General features: G+C 68.8%; 12 protein-coding genes and 1 pseudogene. 7 read left to right on the forward strand and 6 right to left on the reverse strand.

The features are described 5' to 3' along the window. Positions 1–118 precede the first annotated feature (118 nt). From KIH07_RS25210 to KIH07_RS25220, 3 genes are all read right to left on the reverse strand, one after another. Entirely contained in the window at positions 119–1,558 is a 1,440-nt protein-coding gene (locus KIH07_RS25210; RefSeq protein ID WP_226494583.1) for a serine/threonine protein kinase, read from the reverse strand. A gap of 155 nt (positions 1,559–1,713) precedes the next feature. Beyond that, positions 1,714–1,908, reverse strand: coding sequence for a DUF2905 domain-containing protein (locus KIH07_RS25215; protein WP_226494584.1), 195 nt, complete (start codon positions 1,906–1,908; stop codon positions 1,714–1,716). A gap of 85 nt (positions 1,909–1,993) precedes the next feature. Further along, positions 1,994–3,145 (reverse strand): class I SAM-dependent methyltransferase, encoded by a 1,152-nt coding sequence (locus KIH07_RS25220; RefSeq protein WP_226494585.1) that lies wholly within the window; start codon positions 3,143–3,145, stop codon positions 1,994–1,996. Between the two features lie 26 nt (positions 3,146–3,171). Between KIH07_RS25220 and KIH07_RS25225 the strand changes: the two genes are divergently transcribed. Together KIH07_RS25225 and KIH07_RS25230 are read left to right on the forward strand one after the other, a co-directional pair. After that, a complete protein-coding gene (locus KIH07_RS25225; RefSeq protein WP_226494586.1) occupies positions 3,172–3,972 on the forward strand; it encodes an SDR family oxidoreductase in 801 nt (266 codons plus the stop codon). Between the two features lie 27 nt (positions 3,973–3,999). Then, complete coding sequence (locus KIH07_RS25230; protein ID WP_226494587.1) at positions 4,000–4,383, forward strand: dihydroneopterin aldolase; 384 nt, start codon at positions 4,000–4,002, stop codon at positions 4,381–4,383. 17 nt (positions 4,384–4,400) lie between these two features. On the opposite strand, the gene KIH07_RS25235 is transcribed toward KIH07_RS25230, so the two are convergent. The 3 genes and pseudogenes from KIH07_RS25235 to KIH07_RS25245 form a co-directional block, all read right to left on the reverse strand. Beyond that, a complete protein-coding gene (locus KIH07_RS25235) occupies positions 4,401–5,156 on the reverse strand; it encodes a GntR family transcriptional regulator (RefSeq protein ID WP_226494588.1) in 756 nt (251 codons plus the stop codon). Between the two features lies 1 nt (position 5,157). Further along, positions 5,158–6,939, reverse strand: a complete 1,782-nt coding sequence (locus KIH07_RS25240; RefSeq protein ID WP_226494824.1) for a glycerol-3-phosphate dehydrogenase/oxidase — start codon at positions 6,937–6,939, stop codon at positions 5,158–5,160. Beyond that, a pseudogene (locus KIH07_RS25245) lies at positions 6,936–8,475 on the reverse strand (FGGY family carbohydrate kinase). Before KIH07_RS25245 ends, KIH07_RS25240 begins: the two are co-directional and overlap by 4 nt. A gap of 181 nt (positions 8,476–8,656) precedes the next feature. On the opposite strand from KIH07_RS25245, the gene KIH07_RS25250 reads away from it, so the two are divergent. The 5 genes from KIH07_RS25250 to KIH07_RS25270 all read left to right on the forward strand — a co-directional run. Beyond that, entirely contained in the window at positions 8,657–9,694 is a 1,038-nt protein-coding gene (locus KIH07_RS25250; RefSeq protein WP_226494589.1) for a substrate-binding domain-containing protein, read from the forward strand. A 5-nt stretch (positions 9,695–9,699) separates the two neighbouring features. Next, positions 9,700–11,214, forward strand: coding sequence for a sugar ABC transporter ATP-binding protein (locus KIH07_RS25255; RefSeq protein ID WP_226494590.1), 1,515 nt, complete (start codon positions 9,700–9,702; stop codon positions 11,212–11,214). After that, entirely contained in the window at positions 11,211–12,248 is a 1,038-nt protein-coding gene (locus KIH07_RS25260; protein ID WP_226494591.1) for an ABC transporter permease, read from the forward strand. Before KIH07_RS25255 ends, KIH07_RS25260 begins: the two co-directional genes overlap by 4 nt. 20 nt (positions 12,249–12,268) lie before the next feature. Then, positions 12,269–13,249 (forward strand): aldo/keto reductase, encoded by a 981-nt coding sequence (locus tag KIH07_RS25265; protein ID WP_226494592.1) that lies wholly within the window; start codon positions 12,269–12,271, stop codon positions 13,247–13,249. Between the two features lie 50 nt (positions 13,250–13,299). Further along, on the forward strand, positions 13,300–13,970 hold a 671-nt coding region (locus KIH07_RS25270; RefSeq protein WP_226494593.1), incomplete at its 3' end, for a class I fructose-bisphosphate aldolase.

The following is a 13,970-nucleotide window of genomic DNA, read 5'->3' on the forward strand; positions in this document are numbered from 1 at the left end:
AGTGGCGATTGGCGCCAGATGCGGGTCTGATCCTTCGATTTCAAGACACTCTATGGGGTATCGGAATTCCTGCGGCCCACAGCCGCGGCCACCAACGCCGACGCGGCATCTGCACGCCTCAGCGGAACCGGGCACAGACCGCATGGCGGCGGTAACGGTCGGTTTTGCATTGCTTCCAAAGACAGCGTTCGCGCTGGAAAAGGCCCAGATGGGTGCAAGGCTCGCTGGGCGGCGCCTGCGTGATCAGCGGCTTCTTCTCCAACAGGGACGGCAAGGGCTCTGCGGCGGCGGGAGGTGGCTCGACCCTGGTCACGGCTACCGCCTTCGGTGCCGACCCGGCGGACCCGTCGCTCGGTCCGACCGGAAGCCCGGGCAGCCAGACCACCCCGATCAACAGCGCCAGCAGCAAGCCGGCACGGCGTGAACGCCACCCAACGGGGATCCGTTCCCACAGCCACAGGGATCTGCCACGCAGCGGCTGCGTGCGCTCGAACCCCGACGGCGCGTTGGCCGGGTCAGAGACCAAAGCCTGCGTGGTCTGCGTCAGATGGACATCGATCGGCACCGGGAAGGAACGGAGCGGCGAGCCGGTGGCCACCCTGCCGGCGAGCTCGGCCGGCTTCACCGCCGCCAGCAAATCCGCCAGACTGGACTGGCTGTCCGCAGCGACCCAGTCGCGCAGTTCCGAGGGGTCACCGGGCAGGGGTCCGTCCGCGCCCTGCGTCGCATCGGCACCGGCAGCGGCCAATGCCTGGCGCAATTGGGACACCGTTGGGAAACGCAGCGACCGGTCTTTTTGCAAAGCCTGCTGCAAGACACGGTCCAGCCCGGCGGTCACCCCTGGCGACAGGTCCGCGGCGTTGGGCGTCGCCTGGTTCAGGATGTTCTGGGTGATCTCGACAAACTGCCGCCCGCCAAACGGTGGACGACCGGTCAACAGCTCAAACAGCAAGACGCCGCAGGCGAAGACATCACACCGCCCGTCCAGCGGCTCTCCCCTGAGCTGTTCGGGCGCCATGTAGCGGGGCGTGCCGATCAGTTGCCCTTCGACCACGGTGGCCTGTGTGCCATCCAGGTCGAGCATCTTGGCGATGCCGAAGTCGGTGAGTTTCACGTTTCCCCGGTGGTCCACCAGGATGTTCTCCGGCTTGATGTCCCGGTGCAGCACGTGGTGCTCGTGCGCATGTTCCAGCGCCGCCAGGACGCCGTCGACCAGGTGCAACACCCCCGGGACCGAGAAGCGCACACCGTGGTTCAGGCACTGGCGCAGGTTCAGCCCGTGGACGCATTCCATCACCATGTAGGCGCCCTGGTCGCTTCGCCCCACGTCGTAGACGGCCACGATCCCGGGATGGCGCAAGCGGGCCGCCGAGCGCGACTCGACCACGAAGCGCCGTTCCTGCGCCAGCACGGCCTCGCTGGACATGCCTGAAGAGCGCAGGGTCTTGATGGCGACCACCCGCCCGAGGTCCGGGTCATAGGCCCGCACCACCACACCCATGGCACCTTCGCCCAGGAGGTCAAGAACGATGTACCGGCCAATCTGTTCGGACGACATAGGTGAAAGAACGCCTCAAAGTGCTTGTTTGAATTACACCGCAACCCGGCCGGGCCCAAAGACGGAACCGGGTGCCTGGGGCCGGATCGAGCGCTCAATTGCCACAAAAATCACGCGCCGCCGCCGGCCATGAAGGGGGGCCTGGTCTCAGCCGCTCAGAGGATCTGGCCGATCAGGCTGGCCACAAAGCTCAGCAGAATCGTGGTGGTCAGGGGGATGAACCACTCGCGCCCGAAAGCCTTGAACCGCAAATCGCCTGGGAGCTTGCCGAAACCCAGTTTCTGCAGCAACGGTGTGAACCAGCTGATCAGCAACAGGGCCAGGAAGATGACGATCATCCAGCGGATCAAGCGCCAACTCCTTCAGACGCGGAGGGGATGGCTCCGGGGGTGCCGCCCCCCTGGAGGGGGCCGTGCGAAGCGCGGCAGGGGTGTTTCATAGCCTGTGTGTCCGGTCGCCAGCGGAAAAACCCACGGGCGACCAGCCCTCGGCGCTGGCCGCCGGCGCCAGCGCGATCACCTTGAACAGCTCGCCCATCTCGTGTTCGTTCACCAGCTTGCCGAGCATGGCGTTTTCGCGCGGGCCGGCGTCTTTCGCCACCTCCAACAACCCGGCGTTGATCAGGAAACGGCCCTGGCTGGTGTAGCCCAGCACGCTCATGCCGGCGTCCTGCGCGGCCAGCGCGATGCCGGTGAAGTTCACGTGCGCGGTGATGTCTTTTTCGCCCACGTCGGCCAGCGGATCGTCGTCGCTCTGGTGCGCGCGGTGGCAGATCAGCGTGCCCATGTGGCGCTGCGGGTGGTAGTACTCGGCTTCGGGGAAACCGTAGTCGATGAAAAACGCCGCGCCGCGTTGCAGCCGGTCGGCCAGCGTGCGGATGAAGGCCTCGGCCTGCGGGTGGATTTCGGTCAGGTAGTCGTGCGGGCCTTCGATGTCCAGCGGCGGACGCAAGGGCGTGGAGCGCTCGGCCCAGACCAGCGCGCCGCCGTCGTCGAGCGCCACGCCGCGCTCGTGCCAGACTCCGCCGGCCTGCCCGCCCACGCGGTGCAGCAACTGCACCGGCATGGCGTCCAGAACCTCGTTGCCCAGCACCACGCCTTCGAAGGTGTCGGGCAGCGCATCGGCCCACCGCACCACGGCGCCGTGCGCGGCCAGGGTCTCGCGCTGGCGCTCACGCAGGCTGCCCGAGAGATCGACGATGGTGTAGCACCGCGGGGGCTGGCCCATGGCGGCGAGCGCGTCCAGCACCTGCAGCGCGAGCGCGCCGGTGCCGGCGCCGAACTCCCACAGCTCGTCGGTACCGGTGGCCACCAGCGCCTGCGCCACCTGACGCGCCAGCGTGTGGCCGAACAGCGGCGACAGCTCGGGCGCGGTCACGAAGTCGCTGCCCTGCCCCGCCACACCCGCCGGCATCTGGCCAAACTTGGGGCTCTGGTTGGCGTAATAGCCCAGCCCCGGTTCGTACAGCGCCATGGCCATGAAGCGGTCAAACGGCAGCCAGCCGCCCGACGCGCGGATGGCCTCGCGCAGGCGCTCCCGCAGGGTGCTCGTTAAACTTGTCGGCTCGTTCACAGATTCGGTGTTCACCCGCCCATTATCCGAGACGGTCCGACATGCCCAGCCCCGCCCCCACCGAACAACCCACCGCTCCCCGCACCGTGCTGATCACCGGCGCGGGCCGACGCCTGGGCCGCGAGATCGCGCTCACGCTGGCGCGCGGTGGCTGGAACGTGGCGGTGCACCACCGGCTGTCGGTGGACGAAGCGCGGCAGACCGCCGCCGACTGCGACGCGCTCAGCGGCCGCGCCGGCAGCGCCCAGCCCGTGCATGCCGACCTCGGCGACGAGGCCAGCGTGCGTGCTCTGCTGCCGGCCGTGGTGGCGCGTTTCGGCCGGGTGGACGCGGTGGTGAACAACGCCTCGCTGTTCGAACACGACAGCGCGCAGACCTTCGGTTTCGCCGCCATGGACCAACACCTGCGCACCAACACCGGCGCGGCCGTGCTGCTGGCGCAGGCGCTGCATGCGCACCTGCTGGCCACGGGCGACACACGCGAGGGCGCGGTGGTCAACCTGCTGGACCAGAAGCTCTGGAACCAGAACCCCGACTTCTTCAGCTACACGCTCTCCAAGGCCGCGCTCGAAGCCGCCACCACCATGCTGGCCCTGGCGCTGGCGCCGCGCGTGCGGGTGGTCGGCGTGGCGCCAGGGCTCACGCTCACCAGCCACCTGCTGAGCGAGGAGAAGTTCGCCGAACTGCACCGCCAGTCACCGCTGGGCCGTTCGTCCACCCCGCAGGACGTGGCCACCACCGTGGCCTTTGCCCTCGACAACCGGTCCATCACCGGCACCACGCTGCTGGTCGACGGAGGCCAGCACCTGATGCGCTTCGAGCGCGATTTTTCGCTGATGTGACGTGACCGGCCACAGGCCCCATCCAAGATGAACACACCCCTTTCGACCCAAGCCGGCACCCAGATCCTCGCCCTCACCGGCCTGCGTTTCGATGCCAATCTGGGCATCCTGGACCACGAGAAGACGGCGCCGCAGCCGATCCAGGTGGACGCCGAGCTCAACCAGGGCAACCAGCCGCTGCTGCCGCACGACGACGACATCGGCCATGTGCTCGACTACCGCAAGGTGCGTCAGATCATCATCGACGAGTGCACCGCCGAACACGTGAACCTGCTGGAGAGCCTGATCGGCAAACTCACGCGCCGGCTCATGCTGCTGCCGGGCGTGATCGGCGTGCGCGTGAAGATCGCGAAGCTGGAAATCTTTGACGACTGCGAGGTCGCGATCCGCATGGAGAGCGGGCAGTGGTGAACGGGTAGCCGACCCGGCTACGTGGTCGTCTGCACGTGCAGCCGGCTGGATTTGCAGCGGTGCAAGGCGTTGTAGTACTCCAGACGCCGGCCGTTGGCACCGTAGGCGATCGACTCGATGCGCAGCAGCGGCTCGGGCTGCCGCAGTTGCAGCAGTTCGCAGGTCTCGGCGTCCGGCAGCACCGCATCGATCCAGCGCTCGGCGCGCACCAGGCGCACGCCGTACTGGCGGCGCAACACGTCGTAGAGCGAGCGGTCGTCCAGGCGCATGCGGTGCAACCCGGGAGCCAGGTCGGCCGGCACCACGGTGTCCACCAGCAGGCGCAGCTCGCCATCCACGCTGCGCAGCCGCTTCAAGGCCACCACCTGGGTGTCGTCGGTCAGCCCCAGGGCCTGGATCTCCTGCGGGGTCGGCGCGCGCAGTTGCTGGGCCAGCACCTGGGTGCGCACGGAGCGCCCCTTGCGCTCCATCTCGTCGGAGAAACCGAGCACGGTCGAGACAAAGTCCTCATCGCGCTCGCGCGCCGCGACAAAGGCGCCACGGCCCTTGATCTTGTAGATCAGGTTGTTGCGCACCAGATCGGCCAGGGCCTCGCGCACCACGATGCGCGAGATGCCGAACTGCTCGCCCAGCTCCGCTTCAGAGGGCAGCTTGGCGCCAATGGGCAACACGCCTTGCAGGATCTGCAGGCGCAGCGCATCGCGGAACTGTGCCCACAGGGGCGATTCCGAGTTGCGGTCGAGCAGGTGGGGGGTGTCGTTCGGAGCGTTCACGTCAGGACGGGCTCAGGGCCGGTTGGATGGTCAAGGGGGCAAGGACAGCCGGCGCGGCATCGGCCTCGGGTGTTGCGGGGGCCAGGCGCACGCCGTGGCGCTCGCGCAGGGCGGTGGCGCAATTGTGCAGTTCCCGGTGTTCGCGCCCGGCATCCCAGCCCAGCGCCTGGGCCGCAACGCCGGCCACCTCGGCCAGCGCGGCGTCCGTGACCCGCCCGCGAATGGCCAGCAGCGTGCGGCGGATGATGAGGTCGTCCAGGTGGATCACGCCGGTTTCGTTGCACAGGTAGGCCAGCTCCGACGCCGAATAATCGGGCGCATGCGCCAGCGGCACGTCGCCCGCCAACTTGAAGCCCTGCGCCATGCGCAAGGCGTGGGAGCCGTAGCGGCCCAGCAGCGCCTGGGCCCGCGCGGGCGAAAGGCCCGAATCCCGGGTGATGCGGTCGATGAACCGCTGCGTCGCCTGCGCGCCCTGCGGCATGTCCGCCCCGCCGCCAATGGGCAACTGCCGGGTCGAGGCCCTGCGCTCCCGGCCCAGCAGGCGCAGCACCTCGTCGGTGGCCTCTTCGGCCAAAGCCCGAAAGGTGGTCCATTTGCCGCCCACCAGCCCCACAACCGGGATGTCGCGCGTGGCGGTAGGCTGGTCAACAACGACCGAATGGTCGCGCGAGATCTGGCCCGGCTTGTCGGCGTCCGAGCGCGCCAGCGGCCGCACGCCCACATAGGTGTAGACCACGTCGCGGTGGTCGAAGGCCAGGTTGGGGAAGACCTCGCCCAGAACCTCCAGCAGGTAGTCCACCTCGGCCGGCTCGGTGGCGATCTGGTCGGGGTCGTCCACCGGGATGTCGGTGGAGCCCACCAGCACCCGGTCCAGAAACGGGTAGACGATGCACACACGCCCGTCCACCGCCTCGAAATACGCCATGCGCCCTTCCAGCGCGTCGCGCAGCGCGGGGTGGTTGAGCACCAGGTGCGAGCCCTTGGTGCCCATCACACGCGGCACCACGCCACCGAGCAGGGCCGTGCTGCGGTCCAGCCAGGCGCCGCTGGCGTTGACCACGGCATCGGCCGTCACGCTGACCACCTCGCCGGTGATCTCGTCGCGCAGCGTGAGGGTCTTGCCCACGCAACCCATCACGCGGCAATGGTTGGTGGCCACCGAGCGGGGCTCGTCGCGGCAGGCGTCGCGGATCAGCTCCAGCACCAGCCATTCGGGGTGGCTGATCCAGGCGTCGAAGAAGGTCGCGGTCCAGCGCACCGCCGGGCGGAACAGCTGGCGGTCGGCCGGCTGCACGCGGCCGATGCGGTGGTTGGGCATCACGCGCTGGCGCCGGCCCAGCAGGTCGTACAGGCGCAGCCCCGCCGCCACGGCCAGCAGGCCCCGCGTGCGCTGGGGCGGCGTGCGGCCGAAGAACTTGAGGGCACTGCTCATCAGGCCGCCGAAGAAGCTGGAGAGCGGCACCACGGTCTTCAAAGGCTGCACCAGGTGCGATGCGTTGCGCAGCAACAGGTTGCGCTCGCGCGTGGCCTCGGCCACCAGCGAGAAGCTGCCGCTTTCCAGGTAGCGCAGGCCGCCGTGGATCATGCGCGAGGGCGCGCTGCTGGCACCGGCGCTGAAATCGCCCTTGTCGACGATGAGGCAGTCCACCCCCTGCAGCGAGAGGTCGCGGAACACGCCCACGCCGTTGATGCCGGCGCCCACGATCACGGTGGAGAAATGGCGGCCGGCCACGGCGGCCGGGCGCACGAAAGGCGATGGCGTCGATGGTGAAGGGCTGCTCATGGCGACACCTCCGCGCTTTGCGCAGGCGCGCACAGGGCCTGGGGCGGCCGGGGGGTGGTGCTCTGCGGGCTGCCCGCCAGATGGCCAAACACAGGGGGACATGGTGGCGATCAATTCGTTGAAGGTGGCGTTGAAGTCCGCGTGGGCCCGCGCCTGGGCGGCATCGGGTTCGACCGTGTCGCACGGTGCGCGCAAAGGGTGGGTATCAATGCCCTGCGACATCGCGGCGTAGATCGCCGCGCCGCGCGCACCGGTCTCGTCGTCGGCGCAGCGCTCGACCGGTCGGCCCAGCAGGCCGGCCAGCAGGCGCACCAGGCGCGCGTCGCTGGCGCCGCCGCCGAGCACGGTGTTTGCCGAAACCGGCAAGCCCGCCGTGGCGAGGCGGGCCGTGTGCCGCGCGTGCAATGCCGCCACCGCATCGACCACGGCACGCGCCATGTCGCCGCGTGTGTGGTGGCTTTTGAGGCCGACGAAACCCGCCGTCACGCCCGCGCCACCGTTCACGAAGGGCAGGAAGCGCAAGCCCCCGGCCCCGAACGGCACCGACATCGCCAGGTCCACCACCGCGCGCGCATCGGGCAGGCCGAGCACGCCCGCCAGCCAGGCGATGTTGGCCATCGACGAGGGGCTGTTCTCCATGTACAGGCGCTGGTCGCGCGGGCCGAAATGGACCACGGCCGCCACGTCGGGCCGGGGCGCCATCACCGGGCCGATGACGGCGTTCACACACCAGGTGCCCAGCACCGACACCGCGCGGCCGCGCTCCTGGGCGCGCAGGGCGGTCATGGAGGCCAGCAGGTCGATGGCGCCCATGGCCACGGGAATGCCCGCTGGCAGACCGTGCGCCTCGGCGGCCGAGGGTTGCAGGGTGCCGAAGGCCTGACCACTGGGCACCAGCGGCCCGAAGGCCTGCGGCGAGAGGTCCGCGATGCCCGAGGCGGCAAAGGCCAAGGGCGACCAGGTGCCGGTGGCCACAGAGATCAGGCCCGCCGTGCTGGCGTCGCTGGCGTCGGTGGCGATCTCGCCGGTGAGCAGGAAGCCCACGTAGTCCTTGGCGAACATCAGGCGATGCAGGGCGCCGCTGCGCACCGCGTCAGCGCCGAGCAGTTCGGCCGCGATCACGGTGGGCTGGCCCGGCCAGGGCTGACAGCCGACCTCGGCCTGCAGCTGCGGGCCGCATTGGCGCGCCAGGGCCAGCGCCCGCGCATCGGCGCGCTGGTCGGTCGATGCCACGGCCCGCCCGCCCACGAGTTCATGGCGCGCGTCGAGCGCATAGAGCCCGGCGCCGTGCCCGGTGCAGCCGATGGCGCGCACCTCGCCCACGCGCGGGCCGAGCTGGTGCGCCACGTCGCGCAGCACCTGCGACAGGGCCGCGCGGATGGCCGGCGCCCCCAACTCACAGCCGCCACCGGGCAGCCGGTCGTGGGGCAGGGGCATGCGCGACAGGGCGAGGGTGCGGCCGCTCGTGGCCTCCAGGGCCAGGGCCTTCAGGCTGCTGGAGCCCAGGTCGATTCCGATGAGTATGTTGGTCTTCATGTCATAACAGCTTCCGCTCATCCAGCGGGTTCATCCAGTAGTGTTTCCCCTAACTATCTGGCAGATTCGGCCTGAATTATAGTCCACCTGTCATAACAACTGTCGTGACACCAAGAACCCCACCGCCGGCATCGAAAGAACGGCATCGCAAGCTCTGCCACTCAACAACGAGGAGACCCACATGAGGCGTAATTTCCTGAAGTCCGCAGCCGCCGCCGGTATCGGCCTGGCCGGCACCAGCGCGTTCGCGCAACAACCAGCCGCGGCGGGCGCCGGCCTGCGCGGCAACCCCAACGACGTCTACGTGATGAACGTGATGGTCTCGGGCGTGGAGTACTGGTTTCCGGTCTATGAGATGATGAAGCAGCTCGGCCGCACGCTGGGCGTGAAGACGCGCTACTCCGGCACGCCCGAGTACGACGTGAACAAACAGCTGGCCTCGTTCGAGCAGGAGCTGGCGCGCAAGCCCGCCGGCATCCTGCTGCACCCCATGAACCCCGACCCGTTCATCGAGCCCATCAACCGCGCCGCGGCGATGGGCATCCCGGTGGTCACCTTCGCGGCCGATTCGCCCAACTCCAAGCGCACCTCGTTCATCACCTCGGACAACGACCGCGAAGGCGCGCAGGCGGCCGACGCCATCGCCGCATCGCTGGGTGGCAAGGGCGAATACGCCGTGCTGGAAAACCCCGGCCAGGACAACCACGACCGTAGGATCGCCGCCTTCATCAACCGCATGAAGGCCAAGCACCCCGGCATGAAGCTGGTGGGCCGCGCCGCCAGCAACCAGGACCCGAACAAGGCCTACCAGGCGGTGCAGAGCCTGGCCCAGGCCAACCCCAACCTTGGCGCCCTGTTCATGCCCGAGGCCAACTCGGCGCTGGGCGCGGCGCAGGCCAAGGTGGAGACCAAGAAGAACATCAAGGTGATGTGCTGCGACGTGAACGCCAAGATCCTGGACATGATCAAGTCCGGTGACGTGTTCGGCGCCATCAACCCCAACCAGGGCATGCAGGGCTACATGGGCATGATGATGCTGTTCCTGGCGAAGAACCCCGGCCTCATCGACCCGATGAACGACGCCAAGCGCAACGGCACCAACCCCATGGCCGTGCCCTTCCTGGACAACGGTCTGGCCGTGGTCAGCAAGGCCAACGCCGACGACTTCTACTGGGACAAGTACCTCACCCGCCGCGGCACCAAGGGCATCAACGAGTGAGCGCCATGGGCACTTCCTTGCTCGAGTTGCGTGGCATCGGCAAGCGCTTCGGCGCCGCGCAGGCACTCTCGGGCGTGGACTTCTCGCTGCAAGCGGGCGAGATCCACGCCCTGTGCGGCGAGAACGGCGCGGGCAAGTCCACGCTGATGAACATCATCGATGGCATCCACCAGCCGGACGCGGGCGAGATCGTGCTCAACGGCGAAGTGGTGGCCATCGATGGTCCGGCCCAGGCCATGCGCCTGGGTATCGGCCTGGTGCACCAGGAGATCGCCCTGTGCGGCGACGCCACCGTGGCCGAGAACATCTTCATGCCGGAGATCAACGCCGGCAAGCAGGCGTGGATGGACTACGCCAGCCTCAACGCACGTGCCGCGAAGGTGCTGGCGCGGCTGGGGCAGGACATCGACCCCGCCGCGCGCGTGTGCGAGCTGGGCATCTCCAGCCAGCAGCTGATCGAGATCGCCAAGGCGCTCACGCTGGACTGCAAGGTGCTGATCCTGGACGAGCCGACGGCCGCGCTCACCGACAACGAGTCGGCCGCGCTGTTCCGGGTGCTGCACGACCTGAAAGACCAGGGCATCGGCATCATCTACATCAGCCACCGCATGGCCGAGATCTTCACGCACTGCACCCGCGTGACCGTGCTGCGCGACGGGCGCAACGTGCACTCGGGCCCGCTGGCCGAACTGAACGCCGACGACCTGGTGCGCCGCATGGTCGGGCGCGATCTGGGCAACTACTACCCGCCCAAGCAGCAGGACGCGGACCGCGGCGAACACGTTCTGGAGGTGAGCGACCTGGCCGACGGCGAACGCGTGCACGGGGTGTCCTTCACGCTGCGGCGCGGCGAGATCCTGGGCATTGCCGGGCTCATGGGTGCCGGGCGCAGCGAGCTCGCGCAGACCCTGTGCGGCCTGCGCCCCGCCACCAGCGGCAGCGTGCGACTGCGCGGCCGGGAACTCGCCATCCGCAACTACAGCGACGCGCTGCGCGAAGGCATCGCCTACCTGAGCGAAGACCGCAAGGCCGCGGGCGTGTACCTGGACCTGCCGATCGCGCAGAACATCGCCGCCATGGCGCTGCAGCGCGTGAGCTCGCGCTTCGGCCTGCTGCAGCGCGCGGCCGAGCACCGGCTGGCGCAGGAGCTGGGCACTCGGCTGCGGCTCAAGTCCGACGGCGTGCAGATCGAGGTGGCCAGCCTGTCGGGCGGCAACCAGCAGAAGGTGGCGATTGCCAAGCTGCTGGCCACGAACCCGTCGGTGCTGCTGATGGACGAGCCCACGCGCGGCGTGGACGTGGGCGCCAAGTCGGAGATCCACCACATCCTGCGCGACCTGGCCTGCCAGGGCGTGGGCGTGGTGGTGATCTCCTCGGAGCTGCCCGAGATCATCGGGCTGTGCGACCGGGCCCTCGTGATCCGCGACGGCCGCGTCGCGGGCGAGATGCAAGGCGAAGACATGACGGAAGAGGCCCTGCTGCGGCTGGCCTCGGGACTGGAACAAGAGGAAATGGCATGAATCACCCCGCACAACTGAACGCCGGCCCCGTGGCCGGTCTGCCGCCGGCGCGCCAGGCGCAGCACGGAGGCCCCGGCAAACCGGGCGGCAACCGGCTCACCAGCATGCGCGAGATGGGCCTGCTGGCCATCATCGCGGTGCTGTGCGTGGGCATGAGCTTCGCCTCGCCCTATTTCCTCACCTGGGACAACATCCGGGCCATGCTGCTCTCGTTCTCCATCGAGGGCATCGTGGTGGTGGGCATGACGATCCTGCTGATCGTGGGCGGCATCGACCTCTCGGTGGGCTCGGTGGTGTGTTTTGCCATGGTGGTCACGGGCAAGCTGTTCCTCATGGGGCTGGACCCGTGGAGCGCCGGGCTCATCGCCATCGCGGCCAGCGCACTGATCGGGGCCATGATCGGCGGCTGCGTCACGCGCATCGGTCTCAACCACTTCATCGCCTCGCTGGCCTTCATGGTCATCGTGCGCGGCCTGAGCCTGGCGCTCACCCAGGGCACACCGCAGTCGCTGTTCTCGCTGCCGGCCTCGTTCAAGTTCATCGGCCAGGGCACGGTGTTCGGCATGCCGGCCGTGATCCTCATCTTCCTGTTCATCGTGGTGGTGAGCGACTTCGTGCTGCGCCGCGCCACCGTGATGCGCCGCGTGTTCTACACCGGCAGCAACGAGAAGGCGGCGCTGTACTCGGGCATCCGCGTGGGCCGCGTGAAGTTCTGGGTCACGGTGCTGTGCGCGGCGTCGGCCGGCCTGGCCGGCGTGATCTACACCGCGCGCTTTGGCGCGGCCACGCCCACCTTCGGCATCGGCATGGAGCTCAACGTGATCGCCGCGGCCGTGATCGGCGGCGCCAGCCTCAAAGGCGGCTCGGGCACGGTGCTGGGCGCCGTGCTGGGGCTGGCGCTGCTCTCGGTGGTGACCAGCTCGCTGATCCTGCTGGACGTATCGCCGTATTGGCAGGACGTGATCAAGGGCCTGATCCTGCTCGCGGCCGTGACCATCGACCACCTCATGAACACCCGAAAGACCAAACGATGAATGCCGTGTTGAGCGCAGAGATGAAGACCACCACCCTGGGCCCCTCGGGCATCACCTGCTCGGCCATCGGCCTGGGCACCTGGGCCATGGGCGGCTGGATGTGGGGCGGCCAGGACAGCGCCGGGGCCACCGAGGCCATCCACGCCTCGCTGGATGCCGGCGTGACGCTGATCGACACCGCACCGGCCTACGGCCTGGGCGCCTCCGAGCGCATCGTGGGTGCAGCGCTCAAGGGCCGCCGCCACGAGGCTGTGATCGCCACCAAGTGCGGCTTGGTGTGGCACACGCAAAAGGGCACGCACTTCTTCGACGAAGACGGCCACCCCGTGTACCGCCACCTGGGCCGCGAGTCGATCTTCCACGAGGCGGAGGAGAGCCTGAAACGGCTGCAGACCGATTACATCGACCTCTACATCACGCACTGGCAGGACAGCACGACACCGGTCGAAGAGACCATGGACGCCCTGCTCGCGCTCAAGCGGCAGGGCAAGATCCGCGCCATCGGCGTGAGTAATGTGGACCCCGAGACGCTGGCCGAGTACCTGCGTCATGGCCCGGTGGACGCGGCCCAGGAGCGCTACAGCCTGATCGACCGAGAGATCGAGCAGACGCTGCTGCCCCTGTGCCAACGGCACAACGTGGCCGTGCTCGGCTATTCCTCGCTGGCGCTGGGCCTGCTCGCGGGCCCCATCGACCCCGCTCGCGAGTTCACGGGCGACGACCAGCGGGCCAGCAACCCGCGCTTCAGCGCGGCCAACCGCGCCAGGCTCAAGGCCTTCTTCGACGAACTGGAACCGGTGCGCCAGCCACTCGGCTGCTCCTTCGGCCAGCTGATGATCGCCTGGACGCTGGCGCGCGGCAGCGTGTCGGTGGCGTTGTGCGGCGCACGCGTTCGCCAGCAGGCCATCGAGAACGCGGCGGCCGGCGCGCTGGACCTGCCCGAGGAAACCGTGCAGCGCATCGACGAGGCCGCGGCCCGGCACCTGCAGGCCCTGGCCTGAGGACCCTCCCCTTTTTCATTCCCTTTTTCAAAGTCAAAGGACCTCTTCGTATGTCGAAGGACAAGACCGCGCGTCTGAACCGCTTGCTGAGCAACGGGCGCTGCCTCGATATCGCGCTGGACCATGGCGTGTGCAACGAGCCCTCGTTCCTCAACGGGCTGGAAGACATGCCCCAGGTGATGGACAAGCTGGTGGCCGCCGGCCCCGACGCGATCCAGCTGAACTATGGCCAATCGGACCTGCTGCAGGACCGCCCGGGCCGCAACAAGCCGGCGCTGGTGATGCGCATCGACATGGGCAACCCCTACAACGCCACCGCGCACCGCGTGATGTGGGCCGTGCTGCAGAACGAGCACGACCCGGTGCTGCCGGCCGTGCAGCGCGATGCCGCCTGCGTGGTGGTCAACCTGTTCATGCTGCCCGATGAACCCGACCTGTTCCGCCAGTGCGTGCAGAACATCGCGCGCGTGCGCGCCGACTGCGACCGCTACGGCATGCCGCTGATGATCGAGCCGCTGGTGATGCGCCCGCACAGCGCTCAGGGCGGCTACATGGTCGACGGCGACGCCGAAAAGATCGTCACCCTGGTGCGCCTGGCGCGCGAGATGGGCGCCAACATCGTGAAAGCCGACCCCACCACCGACCCCACCGACTTCCACCGCGTGGTGCAGGCCGCGCGCTGCCCGGTGCTGGTGCGCGGCGGTGGCCGCGAAGACCTGCG

The organism is Hydrogenophaga taeniospiralis, assembly GCF_020510445.1.
Classification (GTDB): domain Bacteria; phylum Pseudomonadota; class Gammaproteobacteria; order Burkholderiales; family Burkholderiaceae_C; genus Hydrogenophaga.

Coding starts and splice junctions, on each gene's coding strand:
- KIH07_RS25210 (WP_226494583.1), bottom strand. CDS start 1,558: ATGTCGTCCGAACAGATTGGCCGGTACATCGTTCTTGACCTCCTGGGC.
- KIH07_RS25225 (WP_226494586.1), top strand. CDS start 3,172: ATGCCCAGCCCCGCCCCCACCGAACAACCCACCGCTCCCCGCACCGTG.
- KIH07_RS25230 (WP_226494587.1), top strand. CDS start 4,000: ATGAACACACCCCTTTCGACCCAAGCCGGCACCCAGATCCTCGCCCTC.
- KIH07_RS25240 (WP_226494824.1), bottom strand. CDS start 6,939: ATGAGCAGCCCTTCACCATCGACGCCATCGCCTTTCGTGCGCCCGGCC.
- KIH07_RS25250 (WP_226494589.1), top strand. CDS start 8,657: ATGAGGCGTAATTTCCTGAAGTCCGCAGCCGCCGCCGGTATCGGCCTG.
- KIH07_RS25255 (WP_226494590.1), top strand. CDS start 9,700: ATGGGCACTTCCTTGCTCGAGTTGCGTGGCATCGGCAAGCGCTTCGGC.
- KIH07_RS25260 (WP_226494591.1), top strand. CDS start 11,211: ATGAATCACCCCGCACAACTGAACGCCGGCCCCGTGGCCGGTCTGCCG.
- KIH07_RS25265 (WP_226494592.1), top strand. CDS start 12,269: ATGAAGACCACCACCCTGGGCCCCTCGGGCATCACCTGCTCGGCCATC.